Annotated in this window: 24 protein-coding genes and 1 riboswitch; of the genes, 15 read left to right on the plus strand and 9 right to left on the minus strand. The window is 49.2% G+C overall.

Annotated elements, in window-relative coordinates; all coding sequences use genetic code 11:
• The first annotated feature begins 53 nt into the window (after window positions 1–53).
• Window positions 54–2,795 carry an SMC family ATPase gene (locus HRE53_RS11490; RefSeq protein ID WP_235110579.1) on the plus strand — a complete coding sequence of 914 codons (2,742 nt, stop codon included), beginning with the start codon at window positions 54–56 and terminating at the stop codon, window positions 2,793–2,795.
• Window positions 2,796–2,814: 19 nt separating this feature from the next.
• Here the strand turns inward: HRE53_RS11490 and HRE53_RS11495 are convergent, their stop codons facing one another.
• Window positions 2,815–3,306, minus strand: a complete 492-nt coding sequence (locus tag HRE53_RS11495; RefSeq protein ID WP_235110581.1) for a hypothetical protein — start codon at window positions 3,304–3,306, stop codon at window positions 2,815–2,817.
• 709 nt (window positions 3,307–4,015) lie between these two features.
• On the opposite strand from HRE53_RS11495, the gene HRE53_RS11500 reads away from it, so the two are divergent.
• From HRE53_RS11500 to HRE53_RS11510, 3 genes are all read left to right on the plus strand, one after another.
• Window positions 4,016–4,561, plus strand: a complete 546-nt coding sequence (locus HRE53_RS11500; RefSeq protein ID WP_235110583.1) for a hypothetical protein — start codon at window positions 4,016–4,018, stop codon at window positions 4,559–4,561.
• 149 nt (window positions 4,562–4,710) lie between these two features.
• Entirely contained in the window at window positions 4,711–5,448 is a 738-nt protein-coding gene (locus tag HRE53_RS11505) for a CPBP family intramembrane glutamic endopeptidase (protein ID WP_235110585.1), read from the plus strand.
• Between the two features lie 154 nt (window positions 5,449–5,602).
• Window positions 5,603–6,103 carry a photosystem I assembly protein Ycf3 gene (locus tag HRE53_RS11510; protein ID WP_212663558.1) on the plus strand — a complete coding sequence of 167 codons (501 nt, stop codon included), beginning with the start codon at window positions 5,603–5,605 and terminating at the stop codon, window positions 6,101–6,103.
• 143 nt (window positions 6,104–6,246) lie between these two features.
• On the opposite strand, the gene HRE53_RS11515 is transcribed toward HRE53_RS11510, so the two are convergent.
• Window positions 6,247–7,131, minus strand: coding sequence for a DMT family transporter (locus HRE53_RS11515; protein ID WP_235110587.1), 885 nt, complete (start codon window positions 7,129–7,131; stop codon window positions 6,247–6,249).
• Between the two features lie 165 nt (window positions 7,132–7,296).
• Here HRE53_RS11515 and HRE53_RS11520 point away from each other — a divergent pair, with 165 nt between their 5' ends.
• From HRE53_RS11520 to HRE53_RS11560, 9 genes are all read left to right on the plus strand, one after another.
• A complete protein-coding gene (locus tag HRE53_RS11520; RefSeq protein ID WP_212663560.1) occupies window positions 7,297–9,060 on the plus strand; it encodes a DUF389 domain-containing protein in 1,764 nt (587 codons plus the stop codon).
• Between the two features lie 392 nt (window positions 9,061–9,452).
• A complete protein-coding gene (locus HRE53_RS11525; protein ID WP_212663561.1) occupies window positions 9,453–9,641 on the plus strand; it encodes a hypothetical protein in 189 nt (62 codons plus the stop codon).
• A 144-nt stretch (window positions 9,642–9,785) separates the two neighbouring features.
• Window positions 9,786–10,052 (plus strand): hypothetical protein, encoded by a 267-nt coding sequence (locus HRE53_RS11530; RefSeq protein WP_235110590.1) that lies wholly within the window; start codon window positions 9,786–9,788, stop codon window positions 10,050–10,052.
• 138 nt (window positions 10,053–10,190) lie between these two features.
• Window positions 10,191–10,327: riboswitch (guanidine-I (ykkC/yxkD leader) on the plus strand.
• Window positions 10,328–10,477: 150 nt separating this feature from the next.
• The gene (locus HRE53_RS11535) at window positions 10,478–11,674 is read left to right on the plus strand and encodes an agmatinase family protein (RefSeq protein WP_212663562.1); all 1,197 of its coding nucleotides are present in this window, start codon (window positions 10,478–10,480) and stop codon (window positions 11,672–11,674) included.
• Between the two features lie 3 nt (window positions 11,675–11,677).
• Complete coding sequence (hypA, locus tag HRE53_RS11540) at window positions 11,678–12,058, plus strand: hydrogenase maturation nickel metallochaperone HypA (RefSeq protein WP_212663563.1); 381 nt, start codon at window positions 11,678–11,680, stop codon at window positions 12,056–12,058.
• A complete protein-coding gene (gene hypB / locus HRE53_RS11545) occupies window positions 12,042–12,740 on the plus strand; it encodes a hydrogenase nickel incorporation protein HypB (protein ID WP_235110592.1) in 699 nt (232 codons plus the stop codon). The genes hypA and hypB overlap by 17 nt, the downstream gene beginning before the upstream one ends.
• 27 nt (window positions 12,741–12,767) lie before the next feature.
• On the plus strand, window positions 12,768–13,796 hold the full coding sequence (locus HRE53_RS11550; protein WP_212663565.1) for an ABC transporter substrate-binding protein: 1,029 nt from the start codon (window positions 12,768–12,770) through the stop codon (window positions 13,794–13,796).
• 68 nt (window positions 13,797–13,864) lie between these two features.
• Window positions 13,865–14,710, plus strand: a complete 846-nt coding sequence (locus HRE53_RS11555) for an ABC transporter permease (protein ID WP_235110593.1) — start codon at window positions 13,865–13,867, stop codon at window positions 14,708–14,710.
• A 9-nt stretch (window positions 14,711–14,719) separates the two neighbouring features.
• Window positions 14,720–15,496: an ABC transporter ATP-binding protein gene (locus tag HRE53_RS11560; RefSeq protein ID WP_212663567.1), complete on the plus strand. Its 777-nt coding sequence runs from the start codon at window positions 14,720–14,722 to the stop codon at window positions 15,494–15,496.
• Between the two features lie 7 nt (window positions 15,497–15,503).
• Here the strand turns inward: HRE53_RS11560 and HRE53_RS11565 are convergent, their stop codons facing one another.
• From HRE53_RS11565 to HRE53_RS11590, 6 genes are all read right to left on the minus strand, one after another.
• Window positions 15,504–15,989 (minus strand): hypothetical protein, encoded by a 486-nt coding sequence (locus HRE53_RS11565; RefSeq protein ID WP_304518431.1) that lies wholly within the window; start codon window positions 15,987–15,989, stop codon window positions 15,504–15,506.
• Window positions 15,990–16,051: 62 nt separating this feature from the next.
• The gene (locus tag HRE53_RS11570; RefSeq protein WP_235110596.1) at window positions 16,052–17,191 is read right to left on the minus strand and encodes an anhydro-N-acetylmuramic acid kinase; all 1,140 of its coding nucleotides are present in this window, start codon (window positions 17,189–17,191) and stop codon (window positions 16,052–16,054) included.
• Window positions 17,192–17,193: 2 nt separating this feature from the next.
• Complete coding sequence (locus HRE53_RS11575) at window positions 17,194–19,629, minus strand: serine/threonine-protein kinase (RefSeq protein ID WP_235110598.1); 2,436 nt, start codon at window positions 19,627–19,629, stop codon at window positions 17,194–17,196.
• A gap of 53 nt (window positions 19,630–19,682) precedes the next feature.
• Entirely contained in the window at window positions 19,683–20,567 is an 885-nt protein-coding gene (locus HRE53_RS11580; RefSeq protein ID WP_235110599.1) for a DUF6999 family protein, read from the minus strand.
• Complete coding sequence (locus tag HRE53_RS11585) at window positions 20,567–21,268, minus strand: iron-containing redox enzyme family protein (protein ID WP_235110600.1); 702 nt, start codon at window positions 21,266–21,268, stop codon at window positions 20,567–20,569. The genes HRE53_RS11580 and HRE53_RS11585 overlap by 1 nt, the downstream gene beginning before the upstream one ends.
• A 4-nt stretch (window positions 21,269–21,272) precedes the next feature.
• Window positions 21,273–22,403 (minus strand): beta-ketoacyl-ACP synthase III, encoded by a 1,131-nt coding sequence (locus HRE53_RS11590; protein WP_235110601.1) that lies wholly within the window; start codon window positions 22,401–22,403, stop codon window positions 21,273–21,275.
• A gap of 560 nt (window positions 22,404–22,963) precedes the next feature.
• On the opposite strand from HRE53_RS11590, the gene HRE53_RS11595 reads away from it, so the two are divergent.
• Both HRE53_RS11595 and HRE53_RS11600 read left to right on the plus strand, forming a co-directional pair.
• The gene (locus HRE53_RS11595) at window positions 22,964–23,878 is read left to right on the plus strand and encodes a tetratricopeptide repeat protein (protein ID WP_235110602.1); all 915 of its coding nucleotides are present in this window, start codon (window positions 22,964–22,966) and stop codon (window positions 23,876–23,878) included.
• A gap of 131 nt (window positions 23,879–24,009) precedes the next feature.
• Complete coding sequence (locus tag HRE53_RS11600; RefSeq protein WP_212663574.1) at window positions 24,010–24,318, plus strand: hypothetical protein; 309 nt, start codon at window positions 24,010–24,012, stop codon at window positions 24,316–24,318.
• 249 nt (window positions 24,319–24,567) lie between these two features.
• On the opposite strand, the gene HRE53_RS11605 is transcribed toward HRE53_RS11600, so the two are convergent.
• Entirely contained in the window at window positions 24,568–24,957 is a 390-nt protein-coding gene (locus tag HRE53_RS11605; RefSeq protein WP_235110603.1) for a DUF1823 family protein, read from the minus strand.
• Window positions 24,958–24,960 lie beyond the last annotated feature (3 nt).

A 24,960-nucleotide genomic window follows, 5' to 3' on the forward strand; every position in this document is an offset into this window, starting at 1 on the left:
AACCGCAATAATAATGTGAATGCTCATTTTCATAAGGTGCAACATCCTGCCGGATGGAAGTTCTCTCCGTTACGCTGAAAAACTTTAAGGCCCATCGCGATCGCTACTATGAATTCCGACCGGGGGCCAATGCTATTTGTGGTGAAAATGGGTCAGGGAAGACCAGCATTCTAGAAGCAATTGCCTGGGTTTTATTTGATCACAGCGAGTACAAGCGAGCCGAACTAATCACCGTCGGGGCCAAAAGTGCCCAAGCCATCGTCAGCTTTGTCTCGCACTTGGATGGGCGGATCTACGAGGTGCGTCGCTGTACCAGTCGGGGCTATGAAGTTCACGACCCCCAGCTCAACCGCAAGCTAGAACTGAAAAAACTAGATGATGTCCGCTGCTGGCTCTGTGAACATTTGGGGGTGGGGGTCCATACGGAACTGGCCAAACTATTTGCGGAAACCATTGGCATTCCCCAGGGCACCTTTACAGTGGATTTCCTCAAATCAGCGGGCGATCGCAAAAAGGTATTCGATCCCATTCTGAAGGTGGAAGAGTATAAACAGGCTTACGATCAGGCCCAAAAATTAACCAGTTATGCCCAGGCCCAGGTCCAACAGCTAGAGCAAAAATTACAAGGCTACGACCAGCAACTCGAAGGATGGGAAGCGCTTAAGCAACAGAAGCTAGAGCTAGCTAAAACCTTGACTCAGCAGATGGCCCAGATGCAAACCCTGGCTCAGCAGTTGGGTGAGATTCGGACTGAACTCAAGGATTTAAAGACCCAAGACCAAGCCATCCAAACCCTAGACAAACAGGTCCAGCATCTCCAAACCCAATGGACCAGTAAACAGGAAATTCTCCAGCTCTTAGAGGAGAATTGGCAGCAGGCAGACCAAGCCGTCCAGATTTGTCGTCAGCATCGGCCTCAATTTCAGGCCTATCAAGCGGCCCAAGAGACCCTCAAGGCCCTCGCTCAACAACAAAAACAACGACAGCAACTGCTGCAAGAACGCGATCGCATCCAAAATACCCTCCGCGATCAGCAAGTCCTCCTCTCCCAAAACCAAGGCCAACTCTCCACCTTTGCCAAGATGGAAGCAGAACTCCAGGACTGGCAAACCAAAGTTCCGCAACAACAGCAGCTCGACCAAGAAAAGACCACTTGCCAACAGGCCTTACAAACCCTGGTCTCCGACCAAAAACATCTACAGCGACTGCAAGAGCAAATCCACAAACAGCAGCAGAGTTGGGAAACCCTCAGCCAGACCATTCGCCAACTGGTCGCCCTAGAACCACAAGTTCAGGCCATTCCTAACTTCGAAGCCCAGCAGCAGAAGATTCAAGAACGGCTGGGACGAATTGCCGCCGCCCAGCAATTTGCCACAGAATTACAGACATTACTGACCGAGGCTGAACCCCAACAACAGCACTATCAGCAGCAAGTGGACACAGCGAAAGATCTGCTCAGTCGTTCCACCCTGAACCCAGCCCAGACCACTCAACTCGCCACCATTTTGGACCAAGGGGCTGCCCTCACCCACCAGATTATTCAGCAGCTCCAAACAGCTTTTGCCGACATTATTGATCCCCAGGCCGTCACCAACCTCAAGCAACAGCTTCGGCAGATAAAAACCCAACTCAAAGCCGCCCAAAAAGCCCAAACCCAATGGTTGATGCTAGAGGCCCAACAGCAGCAGCTAACGGAGCTAGAGCAAGGGATGACGTCACTGCAGCAGGAATGCGATCGCATCCAGGTCACCCTCAACCAAGAGCCCCAGCTCCAGAGCCAACTAGCACAGCTCAATACCCAGCTAACGGCACTCAGCGACCCCCAGGGCCATGTCCGCATCTTGCAGCAGCAGCTTCAAGGAGCCACCGAGCTAGAAGCAGAGATCACTCGCCTTCAACAGGCCTGTCAAGGTCATCAGCAGTCCCTCACAACCTTTGAAACCCAGGTCGAAGCCTTGGGAGATCTAGAAGCCCAAGTCGATGCCCAACAGCAGATCCAGCAAGAGCATCAGGAGGTGTATCAGCGCTATTTACGCCATCGGAATCAGGCCAATACCTTTAAAGACCTAGATCAGCAACGCCAAGGTGCGATCGCTACCCAAACCCAACTCCAAACCCAGTTAACGGGTGCTCAAGCCCAATGGCAGGAAAAGCTCAAAGATCATAATCCTGAGCGGCTAGCTGAAGTGAGTCACACCTATGAACAATTGCAGCGACACCATGACCAGCTCCAGGGGGGACTAGCCCCCCAACAGGCTCAGCTGCAATATCTCGATCAGCAATTGGAAGCCAAGCAAGCCCTCGCCCAAGAGCGCGATCAGATCTGGGTGATTTTAGAGGATAAGCGCCAAATTTCACAGTTCGTTACCGATGCTCGCAACGTCTACAAACAAAGTGGTCCTCGAATCACCAAATTTTACCTAACAGAAATTTCTTGGGAGGCGGATCGGCTCTATCGGGAGCTGCTCGATCGACCTGATGTGGCTTTACAGTGGACTGAAGATTACGAAATTCAGGTACAAGAGCAGGGCCATTGGCGTAGCTTCAAAAGCCTGTCGGGGGGAGAGCAGATGTGTGCTGCTTTAGCCGTGCGCCTAGCCTTGCTGAAAGTCTTAGTCGATATCAATATTGCGTTTTTCGACGAGCCCACAACGAACATGGATGAACTGCGTCGTCGACAGTTGGCCGAAGCCTTGGGGCATCTCAAATCTTTCCATCAGCTGTTTGTGATCAGTCATGACGACACTTTTGAGAGCGTTACAGAAAATATTATTCGGGTAGAGAGAGCGAGTTAAAGCGTTCAGCCTCACGCCCTTAAGGGGTGGTCCACTTTGTCACAGGTGCCGCAATTTGCTGCTGTTTTTGGTAGGCCGCCACTTCCTGCTGACACATGCTCAGACTGTTCTGCTCGGTGTTACCCACAGATTTGATGTGATGCATTTTTGTGAGGGGGACTTCAACTTCTAGGGCATTTTCGTGGGGTGCGCCCAAAGATAATACTTCCAAACGCTGATTCTTGGCCGTGCCCGTAAAACAGCTGAACTCGGATTGGGGATAGAAAAACGCACCCGTTACTTTCTGACCCTGCTTTTTGAACACGACATAACCCTGACCGATTTGATTGGCTTGGTCAGAATCACCATAGAGATACGTGCCATCAGCAAGGGGCGTCGAAGGCCCAGAGGCAGCAATATTTGTGGGTTCTGCAACAGCAAGGCCCGTGCTTCCTAAAACTAGGGCACCGCTAACTGCCAAAACTGCTTTGATAGAACCAGAGAGAATTGAAGCTTGGGGAAATCTTTTCATTTTTAAAGTCTCACTACCACTTGTTTAATCTTCAGTTAAAAACCTAGGAAAAACCGTGATCTTGTTGTATCTAAACCGTGCTTTAAATCAATCATGTGCGTGATCGAAATCACTCTTAATACTGCGTCACTTTGCCATTATTTTTTGGTTGCTAGATAAAATCTAAGGGACTCAATGGGGGAACACAATGGATGACGCAGTCAACTCTGTAAAATTGCTTATCTATACTGTCGCAGTTTCTTCATGGACCTCACAATGGTGTATCCACCTAGCCTATCGAGGCCAGATGAGCAGAACCTGTGAGGGGTAAAAAAATCTGATGAGACTTCCGTATATATACGGTTGTTCTGCTTTATCCTCCTGCTCCAACGATGAATTAGGAGTATAGAGGGCCAGAAAAATGTATCAGGTTGTAAACTCGAACTCTGGGTTGTTTTGTATCGATGAATAGGCGAGGAAATCCTCTTCCCATACTGAAGATTACCTATTTAAAGCACCCATTGATCCTGATCACAATTGTTATGTGTTCATGATCATTAGAAGACTTGATGTACGTTACAGCACAGAGATGGGCAAAAGAAGAATATAACCTTGTGAGTTAGATTCTTCATGAATTTAACTCTCAGTCAGGTGGTATCGACAAAAGTAAGTCCGCTGTAATTCTGCTTACATCCGTTTCATTCTCTATTTTTTGAGGAGGGTACACCCCATGACTCCAGAAGCCAAACAAATCCTGGTTCAACTTCGAGAAACTTTCTACACCCAGTTTGCAACGGCTATGAAACGGGACGTGTCTGTAACCAAAGACAACTCCCTGATTTTTAGCCCGTCTCTCGCTGCGATCGCATCTTGGGTAGATGATCATCAGCGCTTTAACTACCTCAGCGTTCAGGCCCATACCACGCCCGACTCTCTCTTCCCCAATCGACCCCTGACGTTGCGGATTACCATTAATCCCTCCAGCGGTGTTTTCACAAATACCAAGAGCGTCCACAAAAAAACAGGATTGGGCCTCAACTCTGCTTGGAGCCTCAACCTGACGGTCTTACCGGAAGAAATTGTGGATATGGCCCATTGGGTCGCCAGCTGGATTCACTCCCAGGATAATGACAGCATTACCATTGCTGCTCCTTATCGACTCAAAGTCACGTCCGCTGATAACAACGACTCTCAAGTTTGGACTCAAACGGCTTGGTATAGCCTCAATCCAGAAGAGCAGCCCGTTGCTCCTGTCGACCAGCCCCAAGCGGCTTAATGACGTCAACTCGGATCGCCCAGTCTGTCACTGCGCTTAGACTCGCAGGGTTCTACTCAGACCCACTGGGCGACCATCTCCAATGCAGGAATGGCAAAGCCTCCTCACCACGCTAAAGTGAGGACGATTCTTCCTGACAAATAGCACTTGTGAAACCGTCGAATTCTGCCCCGACTAAACCTTGGAATGCCAGGGAAACCGTAGGATTAACAATCCTAATTTTGGTGGTTTTCTTCAGTATCAGTAGTGCGATCGCACTCTTCTTCGTCATCTTGCAAATGGTGCAAGACCCCAGTCTCACCCCAGAAGCAGTCCTGGCAGAGATCGAAACAGATGGCCTGGTGCTATCCCTAGCCACCCTGATCTCGGGTACCGTTTCTAGTGGGATGATTTACGCGCTGTTAAAGGTTCGCCCGGCCTTCACCGTTAAACAGTACCTCGCCCTCCGCAAACCGCGGTGGACCGCCTGGTTCATCTGGAATGGGCTATTACTGGCCCTGATTTTGCTGTCAGAATCGATTTTGCGGTCTTTGGAGTATCAAGACACTTTTACCGCCAAACTCTATCAAACCGCTCAATTTCCCATCCTGCTCTACATTGCCATTGTGGGAATTGCGCCTGTGTTTGAGGAACTGCTTTTTCGGGGGTTCCTATTCCACGGTCTTCAATCTTCTCGGCTAGGGTCTGGCGGTGCCATTGTCATTACGGCAGTCGGCTGGGCCATCTTACATGTGCAGTATGGTCCACTAGTGATCAGCCAAATCGTTTGCTTTGGCCTGCTGTTTGGAGTCGCCCGCTGGCAAACGCATTCCTTGTTTGTGCCACTTTCTATGCATTGTCTCAACAATTTTTTAGCTTTGTTGACCACCAGCTTGCAGCACCCTTGAAATCAGCACTCCAGAGCACCGTCATACCAAGAGTTTCTCCGCCACAGGACAACACTCGATTCATCCCAAATGACTACTGCTAAACTAAAGTACGAACGCTTTAACGCGATATTTACATACGCCTGATTCAAGTCTTACAACGGTTGAAGTCATTATGCCTAGCGACAATTTTATAGATAAAGCTTTTTCAGCAATGTCCGATGTCGTCATGAAAGTCATTCCTACGGATAAAAAGTCCAAAGATGCTTTCAAGTACTATCGGTCTGGAATGGCGGCTCAGGTAGATGGCAACTATGCAAAAGCACTGGGCAACTATACCGAAGCACTCACTCTAGAAGAAGATCCCTTCGACAAAAGTTATATCCTCTACAACATGGGATTGATTTTTGCCAACAATGGCGATCATGAAAAAGCCTTGGATTACTACCATCAATCGTTAGAGTTAAATCCAAATTTAGTCCAGGCGTTATATAACACTGGGGTCATTCTCCATTACAAGGGCGAGCAAGCAGAAGAAGCCACCGAATTGGATGAAGCCGAACGCTTTTTCGCTTTAGCCGCCGACTTCTGGAAGCGCGCCATTAAAATTGCCCCCAACAACTATAGTGAAGTGCAAAATTGGCTGAAGACAACGGGACGCATCGGCGTTGGTTAGCACTAGCCCAACCTAGAGAGATTCTGCAACAAGTCTTCCACAGCTCTCTTCTCTCACTCCAGCGCTGATATCAAAATGCAAGAGTCAGTTATAGTCCCCTTGGAGATCTCCAGGGGGACTTATGGTGTAGGAGATGGCGATGCTTATCCAGTGTGAGCCAATAACAAACCCACCCCAATGACTGCAATGAAAGCTCCCAGCCATGCTCGGGAACTGATGCGCTCACCCATTAACACGGCAATGGGCAATACAAATAAGGGGCTCGTGGCATTCAAGGTTTGGGAAATCCCCGTCACCGTGTACTTGAGGGAGAGCTGCTGCAGCCAAATCCCCAAATAGGTCCCGGCAAACGAGGCCGCAAACAGTCGGAGCAGCAGATCGGTAGTGTTCATAGCCTGCCACCAGGCCTGTAACTGCTGCCGCACCACCCCCCAAACCACCACCACAATCACGCCGGCCGCCAACCGCAACAAAGCCCCCCATTGTGGGCTGACCGCCGTATTGTCCAATGCCGCCCGCGAGAGAATCGCGCCAATGGCTTGAGCTAAAGAAGCCAAGAATGCATAGAACAAACCACGTCCTTGCTGTGTCGCAGCATGGGTTTCAGCCGCCCGTTCACTAATTACCCAGACAATTCCCATAATGGTGACAGCAATCCCACCCCAGGCAAACGGAGAGAGCTGCTCCCGCAAAAACCACAGGGCCAGACAGGCCGATATGGGAGGCGCTAGGGTGCCTAATAACAGCGTCCGCCGGGCCCCCAGATACCGTAATGCTTCCAGATACACCGTATCGCCAAACCCAATGCCAATGGCCCCACTCAAGAGCAACAACAGGCTGCTTCTTCCAGCCAACGCTGGAGCATCGAGACCCTGAACAACAATGGTGATGCCCAGTAAGGCAATCGCGATCACCCCTTTGCCTAGATTCAAGGCCAGGGCAGGGGCTCGACGGCCTAAGGTCGCATAAATCATCGAAGCCACGGCCCACAGGAACGCCGCACTAACAGCCGCGATTTCTCCAATCATGGTGTCTGGTGATGACTCATCAAGGATGTCGAAGTAGCGAGTGTTGGCATTCCAAGTATTTTTGACCTTTAAATTGGGAAGACTGGCAAATATTATGCTCTTGCGGATCTATTTTGGAAAGACAAGGGCTTAGGCTTAACAATGGTATGTCCTGGGGAGTAATTTGTGGCAATACACCTTCGTAACTGGCTGGCGGATCATCTAGAGATCAGTCCTCGCCGTAAAGCAGAAATCTATCACAGCCTCCTCGATTCAGTCAGTTTAGGGGATATCAGTTACTGGCTGCAGGTGCTTTTCTCGGCAGGCATTGCCACCCTCGGGCTGGTCTTAAATAGTCCAGCCGTCATTATTGGTGCCATGCTCATTTCTCCTTTGATGGGAGGCATTTTGGCCAATGGCTTAGCCTTTGCTGTGGGTGATTTGGTCTTAGGCACCCGGGCTATCGTGAATTTAGCAGTGAGCTGTCTGGCTGCCATTGTCTTTGCCATCCTGATTATTGCCCCTATTCCTTTTAAAGAACTCACCCCTGAAATTGCGGCCCGGACACAGCCGAATGCCCTAGATCTATTTATTGCCTTGTTCTCTGGGGCTTTAGGGTCGATTGCCACAGCCAAAGAACCTAAGGGCGTGGTTACATCCATTCCCGGAGTAGCGATCGCTGTGGCCCTGATGCCACCCCTTTGTGTGGTGGGCTACGGCATTGGTATCCGTCTCAGCTCTGATGTGGTAGGCATTGGGGGCTTTCAAGTGGCCCGTGGGGGAGGGTTATTATTCTTAACTAATCTAGCCGCCATCACCTTAATGTCCATGTTGGTGTTTTTGGCCCTCAACATCGGCATGCCCGAAGTCAAATCCCAGGCCGTCGAATGGCATGAACAGGATCCCGAAAGCCGATGGGTCAAAAATTTACTGACGCGTCTGCCGGTCACCAATCAGCTCCAGAAAATTGGCAGCTTACCCAGCCGACTCGCGGTAATTTTACTCCCCATCCTGGTGTTACTGGTTCCTCTCAGTCAATCTTTTTCTCGCTTACAGACACAGTTAGCTCAGAAACAGGAAGATAACGCCCTGCGCCGACTAGCCACCACGATCTGGCAAGGTAATTTTGCCAATACGGCCACTGGAGAACCTCGGTCCTACATTAGCCAGTTGAATACAACTGCCATCGAGGACAAGCTAACGGTTCAGTTAACGGTATTTACCAGCGAACCGTATACCCTCGACGAGCGGCAGCGGTTCAGAGAGACCCTGGCCCGCCAATTAAACCGACCGGCCAATTCTCTGGATATCCAGTTGATTGAGATTTTAACGGCTTCCAATGAGCTGCTAGCTCGGCTCTCCGATGACCCGGTGGTGACAGAACCTATCACCCCAGAAGCTTCACCTATCAGCGTCTCCCAGGCTCAGGTTAATTTACTGCAAACGGTTGATACTGCCTTGGGAACGATGGTACTTCCCGCTCCTGCTCTCCCCCTCCGTCACGAAGTCAGCACGAGTGCGATTGCCCCCCTCACTCTAAAAATTTTCTATCTCAGCAATCGTGACATTGGGGGTGATGCCCAAACATTACTGCGAGAAGACCTGCGCAATCGACTCCAGTCGCCGATGACTCAGGTCATTTTGGAGCGAGTACCGACGTTCCCCACCCCCTTAACTTTTGAATTAGACCTGTCAGCCATTTCTCCCGAGAGTCAACAGACGTTGAATCAGGTGGGCACGATTCTGCAACAACAGCCTAATTTATCGGTGGATATTGTGGCTCGGGCCGAAACCTTAGAAAATCCCGTGATGAACAGTAATCGGATCAAAGCAGTCCAAACGTTTTTGACCCAAACTTGGCGCATCGATCAACAGCGCATCAACAGCCGATCAGGTCCTGAGTTGGAGCGGGGAGAACAGCCTACTATTCTGCTCAAAATTAACATGTAGTCCTGGTTGCCAATCGTCAGACAGCCGTCGTAGGGGACTTTATCAGAGCTTCCATAACGCGTTGAAGAGTGGAATCAAGGCGTCTTAAAATCCTAAGCATTCACCAAAAAAGACAGTATAGTTGGGAAATTATCAATATCTCAACTAAATGATTCTATATTCAATTCTATCTAGCCGTGGCTCATATTTTCTCTAGCTGATAAAATTAATAGCTATTATTCGGGAATGATAAGACTAGAGATGCGTGATCAAGATCACAGGTGCAAACGGCTATAGCCACTGCTAGCAAAGGCTGTAACTAACATGCTGGATAGCAAACCTGTACACCGGTTCCGCAGAGATTGTCACAGTTGGGTGTCGATCCTAAATCACACCGTAGGGAGAAACAAGCCATGTCTGTGGTTCTAGCAGAACGATTTGCACATAATCCAGATTGGTCCAAAGTTCAGCCGCATAATTGCGATCGCGCCCAAGAATTGGTGACTTTAATCCAGGCTCAAATTCATCAGGACCGCGAAGCCCTGGCCGATGACTACTACGGTTGGATTTACGAACTAAACAAGTTATTAAGTAGCCTGTAAACTCTCTTCTTGCTCTGCGAGTCACATCCAGGTCATATACGAGTAACGTTAGAGTGAGATGACATGTCAGTTAAGATTTGTCAACAATCCAGATCACAACGACCCAAAAAACTTGGAAGCCCCAAACCTTCCAACCGATGACAGATGTTGCAGGTATGGGATCTGCGATCGCAACCGACCAACACCTATTTTTTGCACTACACGTCAGGACTCTCCATTCGAGAGCCTAGCCAAGCAACCCCCACTTTCATTGATCTATCAGCGTTGAGCTATATGCGAGATCTCTTGATTGACCAGAAGGGCGATCTTTGGATAGGAGGATGGAACCAGTTAGTTCGACTACGCTGCCAAGGGAATCAGTGGAGTCAAGACCATTATCGCCTCTCTCATTCAGTCTTAATCTCTCCTTAAGTCAGTTAATTCATACCTGTTAAGACTTGTGCTTTCTAAGGTTCATTTTTTTGTATCCACCAATACAACAATCAACCGATAGACTTGATATTTCTTGTATACATACTCTATTCATCAAAAAACAATAATTCCTTAAAAAATACTTGTTTCTAGGGTTCCGATTTGAGTTCCGTCCTTACTTAAATGCCTGGTCCAAGAGAAACAGCTAGCTGCTTTCATACCTGTTTTATACCGGTTGGCAGTGAGTGACACGGAGGGATAAAAGCCCGGGAGAATGAACATTAACGCCGTATCCGTTAATGGTTGTCTCCGCGGGTTTTGTGTTTTAAATGGACAGGGCTCATCTTCCTCTAAAATGGCGAAGGAGAAACAACATCAATAAAGAAATTAGCTTGACGAAGTAAAAAACACATTTTCTCGATATTATGGCTGAAAATCCGACCTTTGGTCCTCCAAACTCTAATCCTGATTTTTCTTCCACCGAGGCCAATCGTGCCTTAGAAAAAGAAGCACAACTCCCCCTCACAGGCTGGCAACAAGAAGTCGATCGAGGATTAGAACTGGGCTTAGAAGCAGCAGCTAGCATCCGGGATCGCAGCATTCCTACCTTCTCACGAGGAGAACTGCCCCACTATGCAGGTATCAACACCTTTCTCAAAGCGCCTTACCTAGAAGATGTGCGTAAAGTCGGTGAGTACGATATTGCTGTTGTGGGCGTTCCCCATGACTCAGGCACCACCTATCGTCCCGGCACACGCTTCGGTCCTCAGGGCATTCGTCGGATTTCAGCCCTCTATACCCCCTACAATTTCGAGATGGGCATCGATTTGCGGGAGCAGATTACCCTCTGTGACGTGGGCGATATCTTCACTATCCCCGCCAACAACGAAAAATCCTTTGACCAAATCTCTAAAGGAATAGCCCATATCTTCAGTTCTGGGGCTTTTCCCATTATTTTAGGGGGCGATCACTCCATTGGCTTCCCCACCGTTCGCGGCGTCTGCCGCCATTTGGGAGATAAGAAAGTCGGTATCATCCACTTCGATCGCCATGTGGATACCCAAGAAACCGACCTAGATGAGCGCATGCACACCTGTCCTTGGTTTCATGCCACCAACATGGATAACGCTCCCGCTAAAAACCTGGTACAGCTAGGCATCGGTGGTTGGCAAGTGCCTCGCCAAGGGGTCAAAGTCTGCCGAGAGCGAGCCACTAATATCTTGACCGTCACTGACATTACCGAAATGGGGCTAGATGCTGCCGTTGACTTCGCCCTAGAAAGAGCCTTGGACGGCACAGACTGTGTGTATATCAGTTTCGACATTGACTGTATTGATGCCGGATTTGTCCCCGGTACCGGCTGGCCAGAACCCGGTGGTCTCATGCCCCGAGAAGCGCTCTATATGCTCGGTAAAATCATTCGACAAGCGCCCGTCTGTGGCCTGGAAATTGTCGAAGTTTCGCCCCCCTATGACGTCAGCGATATGACCTCTCTGATGGCCACGCGGGTGATCTGCGATACCATGGCCCATCTGGTTCTCTCTGGACAACTGCCCCGTCAGCAAACACCCGACTATATTCACCCTGAAGCCAATATGGCAGTGGGTTCTGAGTGGGTTTAGGCCATGCATGAAACGGACATGACCAAGGCCCTGATCATGACGGTCAAAGATTGGTACGACTCCCAACCCGAAGATCCAAAAATCACCAAAATTCATTTGGTTGTCGGTCGGTTTACCTGTGTTGAACCCGTCAGCTTGCAGTTCGCCTATGAAGTTCAAACCCGTGACACTTTCTTAGCCGGGACAGAACTGGTGATTCGAGAAACGCCTTTAATCGCCTTTTGTCACCCCTGCCAAAAAGAATATTCCCCAGCCATCGGCTTGCAGTATTCCTGTCCTGACTGTGGAACGCCGATGGAAGACATCCGGTCCGGTCGCGAACTCAAAATTGACCACATCGAATATTGTTCTGATTCAGCCCAAGCTTATGCACCAAACTGTTGACGCCGCCCTAGGCATTAACCTCTTACATGCCAATCAAGAAGGGGCCAATCACAACCAAGCACATTTTGATGAATGGGGGGTGACCTGTTTCAACATTATGAGCAGCCCTGGTGCAGGAAAAACGGTGCTGTTGGAGAAAACCCTAGCGGCTCTCAGCCCAGAACTCAAACTGGCCGTCATCGAAGGCGACATGACCACCGAATTGGATGCCGATCGATTACGGGCTTACGATGTCCCCGTGGTGGCCATTAACACCGGGCGATCCTGTCACCTTGACGCCAAGATGGTCGCGGGTGGCATCCACCAATTGGAGCATTGCACGAATCCTAGTGAACTGGATTTAGTGCTGGTAGAGAATGTCGGGAACCTCGTATGTCCGGCAGAGTTTGAAGTAGGAGAGCATGCCAAAGTGGCCCTACTCAGCGTGACAGAGGGGGAAGATAAGCCGCTGAAATATCCCGTGATGTTTCAAGCAGCCGATTGTTTATTGGTGACCAAGATAGATTTAGTTCCCTATCTCAATATTGACATTGAGCAAATCAGCCAGAATGTCCGTCAGCTCAATCCCCATGCCACGATTATTCCGGTATCTGCACAAACAGGAGCAGGGCTTGCTGAATGGTATGAATGGGTGCGTCAACAGGTCGCCCAGCCGAGTCGGACTGCAGTCGGTTGTCATTAGTTGTTTGTAAGCAGGTAAAAGACTTCTATGAAGCGAAGAAATTTTCTATCCTTATGTTTGGTATTTTTCTGCAGTTTGCTGCTGACCGTCAGCTGTAGCTCCTCACCCGAGACGACAACCGACTCTTCTGTCGGCTCAGGGGAGCCAGTTGTGATTGGTTACAGTAACTGGGCCGGTTGGTGGCCTTGGGCCATTGCCGAGCAAGAAGGGCTATTTGAAAAAAATAAGGCCAATATCAAACTCAAATGGTTTGATAATTACACCACTTCAATGGAAGCCCTGGCAGCGGGTCAATTAGACGGCAATTGCCAAACCCTCAACGATACGATTTCCTTTGCCGGCAGTGCCACCAAGGGAGAAGTCGCGGTCCTAGTCAATGACAACTCTGCTGGTAATGACAAGATTATCGTTACGGCCGATATTAATAGTATTCAAGACTTGAAAGGTAAGAAAGTTGCCGTTGAAGAAGGAGTAGTGGACGACTTTTTGTTGACCTTAGCCCTGGAAGAAAACGGCATGAAGCGAGACGATGTGGAGATCGTGGGCTTGGAAACGGGTAAGGCCGTGACTGCTTTTGTGGCAGGTAAAGTGGATGCAGTCGGGGCATTTCCCCCGTTCTGGGCAACAGCGTTAAAGCGGGAAGGCAGTAAAGAGCTGATCTCGTCCAAAGAGTTTCCGGGTGCCATTCCAGACTTGCTCGTGGTGACCCAAGATTTAGTGGATAATCGCCCCGATCAAGTGCAGGCCCTGGTAGATACTTGGTTTGATATCTTAGCCTTCATAGATAAAAATCCCCAAAAGGCTGATGAAATTATGGCGAAGCGGGCCGGGGTCTCTCTGGAAGAGATGAAGCAATTCAAAGAAGGAACGCGCTTCTTCTCCCTAGAAGATAATCTGGAAGCATTTTCGGATGGTGAAGACATGAAGCATATGCCCTTTGCTGCCAAACGGATGGCTAAGTTTATGGTGGATGTCGAATTCATTAAAGAAGCACCGGATTTAACCCAAGTGCTGGATGACCAGTTTGTTAAGGCCTATCAAGCCAAGCAAGCATAGTTCCCTTCTATTCCTGGAGCTAGTTCGCTCCAGGAATACCAGATTAGTCATGTGTCTCTGCAGCGATTATGACCTCCAACTCGTCAGTTCCCCCACCCCAACCGAACCATCAGTCTGGTGGATTAAAACCCACTATTTTTTGGCGTATTGCTGAGGACATTCCAGGGAATCTCAAGTGGGCCTTAATGGTGACTTCCATCGTTCTTCCCTTCGGACTTTGGTGGGGAATCGCTAGCACTGGAGTCGTTAATTCCGACTTCTTGCCATCTCCTACCCAAGTGGGTCAAGCCTTACGCGATCTCTACTCTGATGGCTTGCTCGTCCATGATACGTTGATGAGCTGCTTTAGGGTTGGGGTAGGTTTTCTACTCGCTGCAATTGTTTCTGCGCCTGTTGGCATAGCGATGGGGACATTTACCAGTATTCGGTCCTTATTGGAACCGATTATGGGCATTGTTCGTTATATGCCAGCGCCCGCCTTTACGCCCCTGTTACTGATCTATTTAGGGGTAGATGAACGACCCAAAATCGCCCTCATTTTTATCGGTACGGTGTTTTTCAACATCTTGATGGTGATGGATGCCGTCAAGTTTATTCCCAAGGAATTGTTGGAAACAACTTATACCCTAGGGGGAAGACGTCACCAAGTACTCTTCCAGGTGATTACTCCCTATGTGATTCCCAATATTCTGGATGCCTTTCGTGTCAATATGGCAGCCTCTTGGAATTTAGTCGTGGTTGCTGAATTAATTGCTGCAGAAGAAGGCTTAGGGAAACGCATTGCCATAGCTGAACAGTTTTTCAGGACTGATGATATTTTTGCCTGCCTCATTGTGTTGGGACTGATTGGGTTTGGTCTAGATTTATTATTCCGCTGGCTACAACGTGCTGTCTCTCCCTGGGCAATCGACTAACTCATCACTATGCACTTAGAAGTTTCCCATCTGTATAAGCATTTCTCGACTCGTCAGGGGAAACTGCTCGTTCTCAAAGATATTAATCTGCACGTGGAGACGGGAGAGTTTGTCTGTGCTGTAGGGGCATCAGGATCTGGCAAAACCACACTTCTACGTATGATAGCGGGGCTAGACGCCTCTACCTCAGGCAAAATCATGGTCGATGGTCAGCCCGTGATTGGTCCGGGTGCCGATCGCGGCATGGTGTTTCAAAGTTACACCCTCTATCCCTGGTTGACAGTTGCCAAAAATGTGGGATTTGGCTTAAAACTGCAGGGGGTTGCTAAGCCCCTGCGCGCTAAGCGGGTGGCTGAATATCTAGATGTGGTGGGATTGACCCAGTTTGCCGATGCTTATCCCAGAGAGTTGTCAGGGGGGATGAAGCAGCGAGTTGCCATTGCCCGAGCATTGGCCTCACAACCCAAAGTATTACTGATGGATGAGCCGTTCGGAGCATTGGATGTGCAAACGAAAGAAACCATGCAGCAGTTTTTGCTGAATTTATGGCGACGAACCGGCACCAGCATCTTAATGATTACCCATGACGTAGACGAAGCTATTTTCCTGTCACAGCGCATTTACGTGCTCACGGCTCGCCCTGGTTCGGTCCAGCGAGAGATCTCGATTAACCTACCGACGGAACGGACTTACGCCGTCAAACGTCAGCCCTTATTTCAAGACTATCGAGATGAAATCATGGATCTGTTGCGGGAAACCCCAGAACTCCATCCAGTGATAGAGTAAGGCTCAACTATCCAGGTTGCCGCTCTAGGGTGGCTTCCATCGTATTGAGAAGATAATGCTCGCTCATCATGCCGCTCGATAAACGATAGCTATTATCGGCAATGCGATGAATCGTTTCAAAACCACTACGGCGATCGCGATCGCCTAATACCCAAAACCGCTGGACAATAGATTCGGGACCAATCCAGCCTTCCCCTTCTACTTGGCCCAATTGGCTATGTTTGAGGACGTAAGTATACCGCTGGTCGTTACTGCCTAAACGTCCCCGATACTGCATGATAATTTCTGAGGTACCTTGACGGGCCACCGCCGACTCTTCAGGAAACAAAAGCTTGGTCGCCATGGTAAACCAGCTATCACAGTTCCATGCCACCAGGGTGCGGCCATGGATGGCAACGGGATCTTGGTTACGTTCCATCCAAGTCCCTTTGAAAGTCCATCGGCCCGCATCTAATAAGAAGGTGTGAGCCGCAGTGCCTTTGTTCTCTGGCATTTCGTTAATGTAGGTAAATCCTTGTCCTTCCCTTAGGATGCCCATTGGGTCAATCGTCTGGATCAGACGAGGTGTAATTCTCCCAGGAGAACAGGGCCTTTTGCCCCGGTCACTGTGGGGACATTGCCAGGGATTTTCAGCTGTCGCCAATAGGCCAATACTGCAAATGCGATCGCTTCTTTGGCATCAGCACTCAACCCTAAATCATCCGCTGTCAGCACGGGGCTACTCCCCACACGCTGTTGCAGGCACTGCCGTAAATACCCATTACGACTACCGCCCCCACACAGAACCACCTGATCAGGCGGATGGGGTAAAAACTGGTCGTAGTTATAAACGATGGTTGCTGCCGTAAAGTCCGTCAGGGTAGCGAGCATATCGGCTGGACTGAGCTGATAGGGTACCGCTGTTTGTAAACAGGTCTGCAAATAATCGGGGCTAAACAACTCTCGCCCCGTAGATTTAGGAGGTGGCTCTAGGAAAAAAGGATGCCGCAGCCATTCCTCAATCAGGGGCTGACAAGGTGTCCCCTGGGCAGCCCAGGCCCCATCGGCATCGTAGGTCAGTTCTCCTTTAGAAAAGTGAGCAACAGCCAAATCCATCAAAACATTGGCAGGGCCTGTGTCCCAGCCTTTGACGCCGACCCCCAGTTGGTTCCCATCCGCTAAGGGGGGCAGATAGGTAACGTTGCCAATACCACCCACATTTTGCACACAGCGGTAGAACTCGGGATGGCTGAGCAAACAGATATCTAGTTTGGAGACGAGGGGAGCACCCTGCCCCCCTGCCGCCATATCGGCGACACGAAAATTACTGACCGTATTGATGCTGGTTTGATAGGCAATCACAGCTCCCCGCCCTAGTTGGAGGGTATAGCCCAGATTGTCTTGCGGGGGACGATGGAAAACGGTCTGACCGTGGGACCCAATCAGTTCGGCGGTCGGCGTTGCATCTGCCTGAATGGCTTGGGCCGCTTGAGCAAATTGAGTTGCGATCCCATCATCCAATATCGCCAATGCCTCGATACTCAAAGGCTCCCCCGCACAGACCGCTAGAATTTGATCTCGGAGGGCATCGGGATAGGGATAGGTCTGGGACGCAATCAGATCGACCTGTAAATCGAGTTCCTGGCCAGAAATATCCACGAGGGCGGCATCAATGCCATCGACGGAGGTACCGCTCATCAAACCAATTACACGCATGCTTACCCTTCTCCCAAAGAACGTAGAACACTGAGAACGTCGTTGTAACTCCCCGTTCGGCCTTGTGCAGCATAGAGATCGGCTGCTTTTTTTAGATCCGCAATGGCTTCCTTGCGTTTGTTTTGCACCGAATAAAGCAAGCCCCGTTTATAGTAATCTTCAGCCGCATCTGGCTTAATTCGCAGGGCATCACTGAGATCGCTTAAAGCCCCATCTAAATCTTTGAGCTGGATCTTGGCACTGGCACGGTTAGAGTAAGCCGCTTGACTCCGCACCTCACTGTTGCGAGTGTCATTAATTTTGATCGTGCGCCCATAGTCTTGGATCGCCTTTTCATACTGCTTTAATCGCAGATAAATATTGCCCCGCACCGTATGTAGGGCAGCGCTGCTGGGGTTAATCTCTAAACCTTTGTTGCAGTCTTCGAGGGCGCGCTGTAGTTCATTAAGAGAAAATAAGGCACCACAACGATTATTGAGGACAAAGGGATCCTGGGGATTAATGGCAATGGCGCGATCATAATCTTTGAGAGCACCTTCAAAATCCGCTGGCTGACCTTGATAGGCCCGCAGCTCGCCTCTCAACAAGTAGGCATTGGTAGAGTTGGGATTAATCTTTAGAGCCTGATCAAAGGATTTACGGGCTTGCTCGATTTCACCCTGTTCATAGAAGACACCTCCCAGATTGGTATGGGCACGGGTGAGCTGAGGGTTAATGGTCAAAGCCTGATTGTAATCTGCGATCGCATCTTGTTTTTGATTCAACCTAGAGTTGGCATAGCCCCGACTCGTATAGTCTTTCGCCGTACGTACTGACAGTTCTAGGGCGCGTTCCCAGTCTTGTTCTGCTCCATCTTGGTCCCCCAGAACCGAACGATAGCTACCTCGGTTCACATGGGCTGATAAATGATTCGACTCGGCTTGGATTGCCTTATCCAGTTCTTTAACCGCCGCTTCCAGCTTCCCCTGGACAAAAAAGACAGAGCCTAAATTGATATAGCCTTGAGCCTGGTTAGATTGGAGACGAATGGCCTGACGATAATCGGCAATGGCCTCCTCATACTTACCCATTTCTACCTGGGCATCTCCCCGATGGTTATAGGTTTCCGCATCCTTGGAGTCGAGAGAAAGAGCTTCGTTATAGTCTGCGATCGCAGTTTGGTATTCCCCAGTGGCAAAGTGAATTTCGCCTCGTTCTCGATAGGCCGCTGCGGTTTCTGGCTGCTGCTTTAACAAGGTATCGAACTGGGCGATGGCGTCCGGGTATTTTCCAATTTCACCATAGGTTTCGCCTAATTTAAGCGCCGCTTCGGTGTAATCATCTTTTAGCACTAAGGCCTGTTCAAAATTTTCCGTGGCAGACTGCCAGTTCCCCGATTGGGCCGCCTGCTGCCCCCAGAAATAATGCCATTGGGGACGGAAGAGAAAAAAGAGACTTGTGGATGCGATCGCAACGCCACCCACCCCTAATCCGATCCACTTCAATCGACGTTTAGGCTGCTGGGTCTGGAGCGCAGGCTCAGCAGGAGAGGGCTCAGGGACTGCTGGCGGAGGTGAAGGGGCTGCAGGAGCAACTTCATCTTCAGCCGAGGGATGGGAGAGCACCGTGCTGGCTTGAGCCACAGACTGTAATGCCGTTCGCATAGCTGCCACCGTGGCAAACCGATGTTTCGGATGGGGTTTAACCAGTTGATCCAGCAAACTTCTAAAGGGGGAGCTCAGATGCTGACAATCCTGCTTCCACAGCAATCGTCCCGTCGCACTATCCGTTTCAAACTGATCGGGGAACTTGCCCGTCAGCAAATAAATCGCCGTTAAACCCAAACTATATAGATCGCTGGCAAACGTAGGTCGCCCCGCTGCCTGCTCTCTGGGCATAAAGCCAAGGGTGCCAATCACAATCGAGCGACTGGGCTGTCCTTGAGCATTGATTTGGGTAGCCATCACTTCCTTGACGGCACCAAAATCAATCAGACAAGGCTGTTGATCAGCATTACGGACAATAATATTGTCGGGTTTAATATCTCGGTGAATAATGTTGTGGCCATGAATGTAATTGAGCACATTGATAATCTGATAAAGCAGCTTGATCACCTCTGCTTCATTCAGTGAGCCTTGGGCGGTGACAATTTCCGTGAGGGTCTGGCCTTCAATCCATTCCTGCACCAAATTAAATTGCCCAGTTTCTTCAAAGTAAGCAAATAGATCGGGAATTTGAGGATGCCCTTGGCCAATTCGTTCTAAGATGGCCGCTTCTCGCTGAAATCGTTCTAAAACAATTTTCTGCACCCGATCATTGTTAAGCACAGGTTTGAGCTGTTTAATCACACAAAATCGCCGAGATGGCATTTGCTCATCTTCAGCTAAGAAGGTTTTACCGAATCCCCCTTCATTTAATGCCTTGAGGATACGATATCGGCCATTAACAAGTCCTACCATTTATTCTGTGATGTGCTGTATTCGCCTGAACAAGCGAGATAAACCCTTTACCCTCATGCCGATAGGGTAACCTGCATTCGCTTCTGTTGCCGTAAATAGCCATGCAAGATTTCAGCATCCATACCGTGGAGCATCAGCCGAAAGCCAGCATGCAGCGTAATTAACGGAATACAGGGATGACGATTGTTGACTAAGCTCAAGGCCATCGGATCTTGTAACAACTTGCTAATGTAAATGGCAATGGTTTCATCTAGCTGCAACGAATTGGTGGCCCGCCAAAAATCATGATCGGATAAAAACAAAGCATAGACTGGTGTATACGCCTCAATGGCAGATTGCAAATCCACAAAATTAGTCCATCGTTGGCATCCAGGATTGATCTCAAATTCTCCATCCGTAATCGCGTCAAAGTTGAGGCTTTGAGGGGCCTCTAGCGTCCGATTCTCAGCCTTGAGCTTTTGATTCAACTCAATAATAAAGTTGTAAATATTCAAATCGTGAATCAGGAAGGTATTGGCCTTCAAATCTTCTAAGCAGGTGGGGCGCAAGGATTGGGTAGACGTAATCTCGACCCCAGCATTATCGGCAATAAACTTGAGAATCTCCGTCCCAATCACGAAATGCCGCAAAATCAGATAATTACTATCGGGGGTCACAAAGTACTTCAACCCCCAATAAATAAGCTGATGCAGCAGCCGAGACGAGCTTAACCATTCGGGGATCACGATTCGTAGTAGCTTCACCACCACAATCATCAGCTTGGCCAACGGGCGCACAAAGGGCAAAAAGATCCGGCGGGAGCGGCTGTTGTGGCCCCTCAGCAATGCCCGCTTAGATTCATCGTGAAGGGGCAAACTGGCATCCAAATAGAGCGCCAGCCAAGGATTGGGGTCTTTGATATTAATGATTTGTTGATCAAACTCTGTCTGCCAACTCATCAATAATGTCCTAGTTCTTCTAGCTGTAAGAGATATAACCGAGCGGTAACTTTGGCGGTGCGGACAATCGCCTCATCCATTCCTGTTATATCCAAAATTGAGCTAGCCAGCAGATCTTCGAGTTCTTGCAGATGATCTTCATCATGGGCTGCATGATAGCGATAGAACTCTAGCTGATCTGGATCGGTGATTAAGGGGTTTTCGTCTAAGGCATTGGCAAAGGTTTGGGCGAACCGCTTTCCTAAGCCCTCGATCACAAACATGGCCCCCAACAGATCGAAGGGGTTGGGCTGAGATGCCCGTTGATACATCCAGGCTGAAAGCGCTTCGGACCCAATATTTTTGTGCGCCCCTATCAATTCGGCTTTTTGGCCCCCGGAGGCCAGATAGCTTTTCTCCAACATTTGATAGTCGAGATGTTCTGTGGCCGCATGGCGGATAAAGACAGAACGCTGGTCCAAATAGGGGGCTGTAATCGAAGAGGCTGCTCGGCTAATCCAGCCGCTGCCTTCCACCACCTGCTGGTAATGATCGCTAATTAAGGTGAGATAATCCGCAAGCCTGAGCTGCTGATGCATTGCGCGGGCGACAATCGGTACTTTTAACAACCGACTTTCAAAATCGGCCCATACCATCGTTAACTGGCGCAGCACTCGCTGGGACTGGGTGACGTTGCTATGAAGTCGAGGTTGGGTTTGCATGGAATTACACCACCGTTAAATGCATAAAGGCCGCAATACAGCGCCCACTTTCGGGCACAAAGCAAAGGATCCGTTGTCCAGGCTGCAAAGACTGTTGCTGAACCAGCTCCTCTAGCATGATAAAGATGGAGGCCGTCCCGGTATTGCCATAGCGTTCTAGGTTATTGAACCATTTTTCTTCCGCAATCATGGCTCCTGTGCGAAGCAGCAATCGCTTCATCTCTTCGCCTAGGGAGTGGGAAGAATAATGGGGTAAAAAATAATCGATGGCATTGGGATCCAGATCGTATTTCTCTAGCAGCTCCAGATAGTAGCCAACCCACACCGGAAACATGGCGTAGAGAATATCGAAGTCTTGCTTGAGGGCAATAGCACCCGCTTCATAGGCCGCTTGGGGCGATTCGTATAATCCCCATCCCATATCCTCAGGCCCAGTATTACTTTTGGTCCCGGCATACATACAGGGCGGGAACCGGTCGGCAAAGGATTTAAACTGAATCCAATCAATCCGCAAGGATACTCCATCGGGCTTAGGATTGGGCTCTAAGACTACAGCTCCTGCCCCATCGGAGAGGGTCCATCGCAAGAACTCGATTTGTGGATCGGGCCTGGCATCTTGATCGTAAAAAGGCTGATAGACCTTAGGGCGAAACCAGCGGCTCGCAAATTCACTCCCGCTCGCGACTGCCAGCTGAGACTCGCTCACTTTGACATTGAGCCAGGCATTTTTAACCGCCATCAGACTGCTGGCACAAACACTCTGAAATGAAAAAATTGCTAGCGGTGGAATACCTAGCTCACCATGGACTGCACTCGCAAACCCTGGCACCAGATAATCCCCTTGGGTGGTACTCGTTGCTAGCAGATCCACCTGTTCGGGCTGGCAACGAGCTTGTTTAAGAGCATCATGAATGGCATTCGCCGCCATCCCTGCGTTGGTATATCGGTAGCCACCTGCTGTATCTAGGGCGTAGAAGCGCTGCTTAATCCCATTTTTGCGCAAGATAGCGGCTCCTAGGGTTGAGCTACGCTTACTAATACTGCCGATGTACGCCGCCATATCCGCGTTGGCAACGGGCTCTCCTGGCAAAAATTTGCCGACTCCAGTGATGTAAACCTCTTGGCAAGGAGACATGGGCAACGCTGACTCAGGAGTCAGTCACAGGTGACCGGTTCATCGTCGATGCGTTCGCAGCATCTACAGCTGAATCATAGCGCTTCTCTGGTTGACTATAAGCCAAAGAATTGAATACATTGGCTCTAGACCTTGCATGTGCCTGAGAGCAGTAAACTAAAGATATTAAGACATTGCCTCTACCAGACTTTAGGCAAGTCATTGGTACTACTCGCTACATTTATGACCTCATGGGCTGTTGTATTGTCAAAAGATGGTGAAATACAGTCAATCGGCTAATTTCTCTAGCAAACGGTCAAATCCATACTTGTTAACAGATTTACCGATTAAAGCCTATAAGTTTTAGATCAAAATGGGCACACTACAGTCATCGGTGTTGATGGAGATTTGATATCCAGGCTATTTGCAGCAATTGTCTGTCTTAGTCGTGTCCCAGCATACAGTGAATAGCAAGTTTAGCTTGCGATCTCAGCGGTCGGGGGAGCCTGCATTGAGTTGCAGTAGGCCATCGCTTTTTTCAGCAATAGAGTCACGTCCTCTTTCGAGATGTAAGTTTTGCAGTGGTGTTTTTTCAAAGATTATTTCGTCAGCCTCAGCCACCTAACCATGCCACACCTTCTGAAAACCTGGAAGCGAGTTTAGCTGAGTTTGATCAGGCTATCGCCCATGGAAAAGATAATAACGAAGTATGGTTTGGGCGAGGTTGCGTCCAAGTTGAACTAAAACGGTATCAAGAAGCGATTCGTAGCTTCGATCGGGCCTTGGCCCATCGCCCTAATCATTTAGATAGTTGGCACAATCGGTCTTTAGCCTTTTGCCAATTGGGTCTATACGAAGAAGCGGTGAGTAGCTATGAGCAGGCTCTTCATTTGGGCAGCGCCCCCTCCCAAGATTGGTATTTCTATGGCACATTGCTCGCCCAGCTCGATCGCTATGAAGAAGCCATCAACAGCTATGAACAAGCCCTAAAGAAGGATCCCGATCGGGCACTGATTTGGTACGACCGTGGCATTGCCCTGTCTTGGTTAGGACAATACGAAGATGCGATCGCAAGTTACGATCAAGCCCTCAATCTAGACTCAAGCCTTCATCAAGCTTGGTTCCGACGCGGCTTAGCCTTCAATCAATGTCAAAACTATGCCCAAGCCTTGAAATCTTTTGATAAGGCCTTATCGATTGATGAAAAGGAGGCCGAAGTATGGGCTGCTAAGGGGTTAGCCCTGCTCCAACTTCAGCAATATGAAGAAGCCATTGCTACCCATGAAAAAGCGATCAAACTGAATGCGAAGGATGATCAAGTTTGGTACAACAAAGCTTGCTGCCACGCCCATCATCAACAGCTAGATCAAGCAATTTCTAGCCTTGAACAAGCCATGAACCTCAATCCAGAGGCCATTCGTGAATTGGCTAGCAATGATCCCGACTTACAAGTCTTGCATCAACAACCCACCTTTCAAAAGCTGATTTCGATTTAATCCTCAGTTCTCATAATTCTTATAAAACTTTCATGGACTATTCAGTAAATCAGATGAATTTACCCAGATAGTCATCATTCCAGCTTCAGATACCTCTCGTACATTAGAGGCAATGAAGTTGGAACACAGACATGAAACGTACTACTCGCACCGCATTATCGGTATTAACCAGTCTTACTCTCCACAGCATTGGCTTTACTTCACCAACGCTGGCCGAAACAACCCTCACCCGTGGCCCTAATTTTGCTGCCCATCAAGTCAAAGTGGAAAACGCTTCGAGACATTCGAACGCTCCCAGTTTCTCAGTGACGACTAAGGGGCCGAATGGTGCAGCCCACATTGCCCAAACTAAATCAGTGCGCGACACCACTACCCGGTCTTCCGAAAGTCCAAAAATCATCACTCGTGGTCCAAATGGTGCAGCCCATCTTTCGAACTAATGCTTATGACATTGAGGATGAAAGGTTGATATACCTGACGATACTGAAGGGTCGCTTTCTATAACGGCCCATTTTGGAGTGCAAGTGATTTTCCATAGTGAAAGTCACTGAATCCATCTTCATTAACTCCCTACTACTAAGACATGTCTTGGTAGTAGGTTTTATTCTCCTCAATCAGTGACCATCTTTTGAGATCCCATTCAGAATCTCACTCTTTAAACGTTCTATATTTGCTAGCATCCCGACTCATCAAGCATTTGAGGCTGCAGACTGCTTCAGATAATTCAAGAACCAGTTCACTGCAGTTGCCCGTCGGGTACGGCGAGGGTTTAGCTCATCGATGGTGTACCCACCAAAGCCAAGCTCTTCTTTCAACAACTGCTTGTTCTCTTTGGGAATGGAGCGAGTGATTTTAATGGTGGCAGGACGACTCCCAATAAAATCTGGGGGATCTGGGTAGGCTTCGGTCCACACTTCATCGACTTGTGAGATATCCCATGTCTGAGAGGCTTGATCATAGCGATAGCCCAAGTGATACCAGAGCATCTGATTGACTGTTTCATCAGGAATCTTATCTTCCAAGATGGCCCAGAAGATCTCTGATGTTAATCCCGGCAAGTCAGGTTCTGTCACAGCCATAGA

It is taken from the genome of Acaryochloris sp. 'Moss Beach' (genome assembly GCF_021497025.1).
In the GTDB taxonomy this organism is placed as follows: Bacteria; Cyanobacteriota; Cyanobacteriia; order Thermosynechococcales; family Thermosynechococcaceae; genus Acaryochloris; species Acaryochloris marina_A.

Coding starts and splice junctions, on each gene's coding strand:
- HRE53_RS11490 (WP_235110579.1), top strand. CDS start 54: ATGGAAGTTCTCTCCGTTACGCTGAAAAACTTTAAGGCCCATCGCGAT.
- HRE53_RS11495 (WP_235110581.1), bottom strand. CDS start 3,306: ATGAAAAGATTTCCCCAAGCTTCAATTCTCTCTGGTTCTATCAAAGCA.
- HRE53_RS11500 (WP_235110583.1), top strand. CDS start 4,016: ATGACTCCAGAAGCCAAACAAATCCTGGTTCAACTTCGAGAAACTTTC.
- HRE53_RS11510 (WP_212663558.1), top strand. CDS start 5,603: ATGCCTAGCGACAATTTTATAGATAAAGCTTTTTCAGCAATGTCCGAT.
- HRE53_RS11515 (WP_235110587.1), bottom strand. CDS start 7,131: ATGATTGGAGAAATCGCGGCTGTTAGTGCGGCGTTCCTGTGGGCCGTG.
- HRE53_RS11525 (WP_212663561.1), top strand. CDS start 9,453: ATGTCTGTGGTTCTAGCAGAACGATTTGCACATAATCCAGATTGGTCC.
- HRE53_RS11530 (WP_235110590.1), top strand. CDS start 9,786: ATGTTGCAGGTATGGGATCTGCGATCGCAACCGACCAACACCTATTTT.
- HRE53_RS11535 (WP_212663562.1), top strand. CDS start 10,478: ATGGCTGAAAATCCGACCTTTGGTCCTCCAAACTCTAATCCTGATTTT.
- hypA (WP_212663563.1), top strand. CDS start 11,678: ATGCATGAAACGGACATGACCAAGGCCCTGATCATGACGGTCAAAGAT.
- hypB (WP_235110592.1), top strand. CDS start 12,042: ATGCACCAAACTGTTGACGCCGCCCTAGGCATTAACCTCTTACATGCC.
- HRE53_RS11550 (WP_212663565.1), top strand. CDS start 12,768: ATGAAGCGAAGAAATTTTCTATCCTTATGTTTGGTATTTTTCTGCAGT.
- HRE53_RS11555 (WP_235110593.1), top strand. CDS start 13,865: ATGACCTCCAACTCGTCAGTTCCCCCACCCCAACCGAACCATCAGTCT.
- HRE53_RS11560 (WP_212663567.1), top strand. CDS start 14,720: ATGCACTTAGAAGTTTCCCATCTGTATAAGCATTTCTCGACTCGTCAG.
- HRE53_RS11565 (WP_304518431.1), bottom strand. CDS start 15,989: ATGCCAGAGAACAAAGGCACTGCGGCTCACACCTTCTTATTAGATGCG.
- HRE53_RS11570 (WP_235110596.1), bottom strand. CDS start 17,191: ATGCGTGTAATTGGTTTGATGAGCGGTACCTCCGTCGATGGCATTGAT.
- HRE53_RS11575 (WP_235110598.1), bottom strand. CDS start 19,629: ATGGTAGGACTTGTTAATGGCCGATATCGTATCCTCAAGGCATTAAAT.
- HRE53_RS11580 (WP_235110599.1), bottom strand. CDS start 20,567: ATGAGTTGGCAGACAGAGTTTGATCAACAAATCATTAATATCAAAGAC.
- HRE53_RS11585 (WP_235110600.1), bottom strand. CDS start 21,268: ATGCAAACCCAACCTCGACTTCATAGCAACGTCACCCAGTCCCAGCGA.
- HRE53_RS11590 (WP_235110601.1), bottom strand. CDS start 22,403: ATGTCTCCTTGCCAAGAGGTTTACATCACTGGAGTCGGCAAATTTTTG.
- HRE53_RS11600 (WP_212663574.1), top strand. CDS start 24,010: ATGAAACGTACTACTCGCACCGCATTATCGGTATTAACCAGTCTTACT.
- HRE53_RS11605 (WP_235110603.1), bottom strand. CDS start 24,957: ATGGCTGTGACAGAACCTGACTTGCCGGGATTAACATCAGAGATCTTC.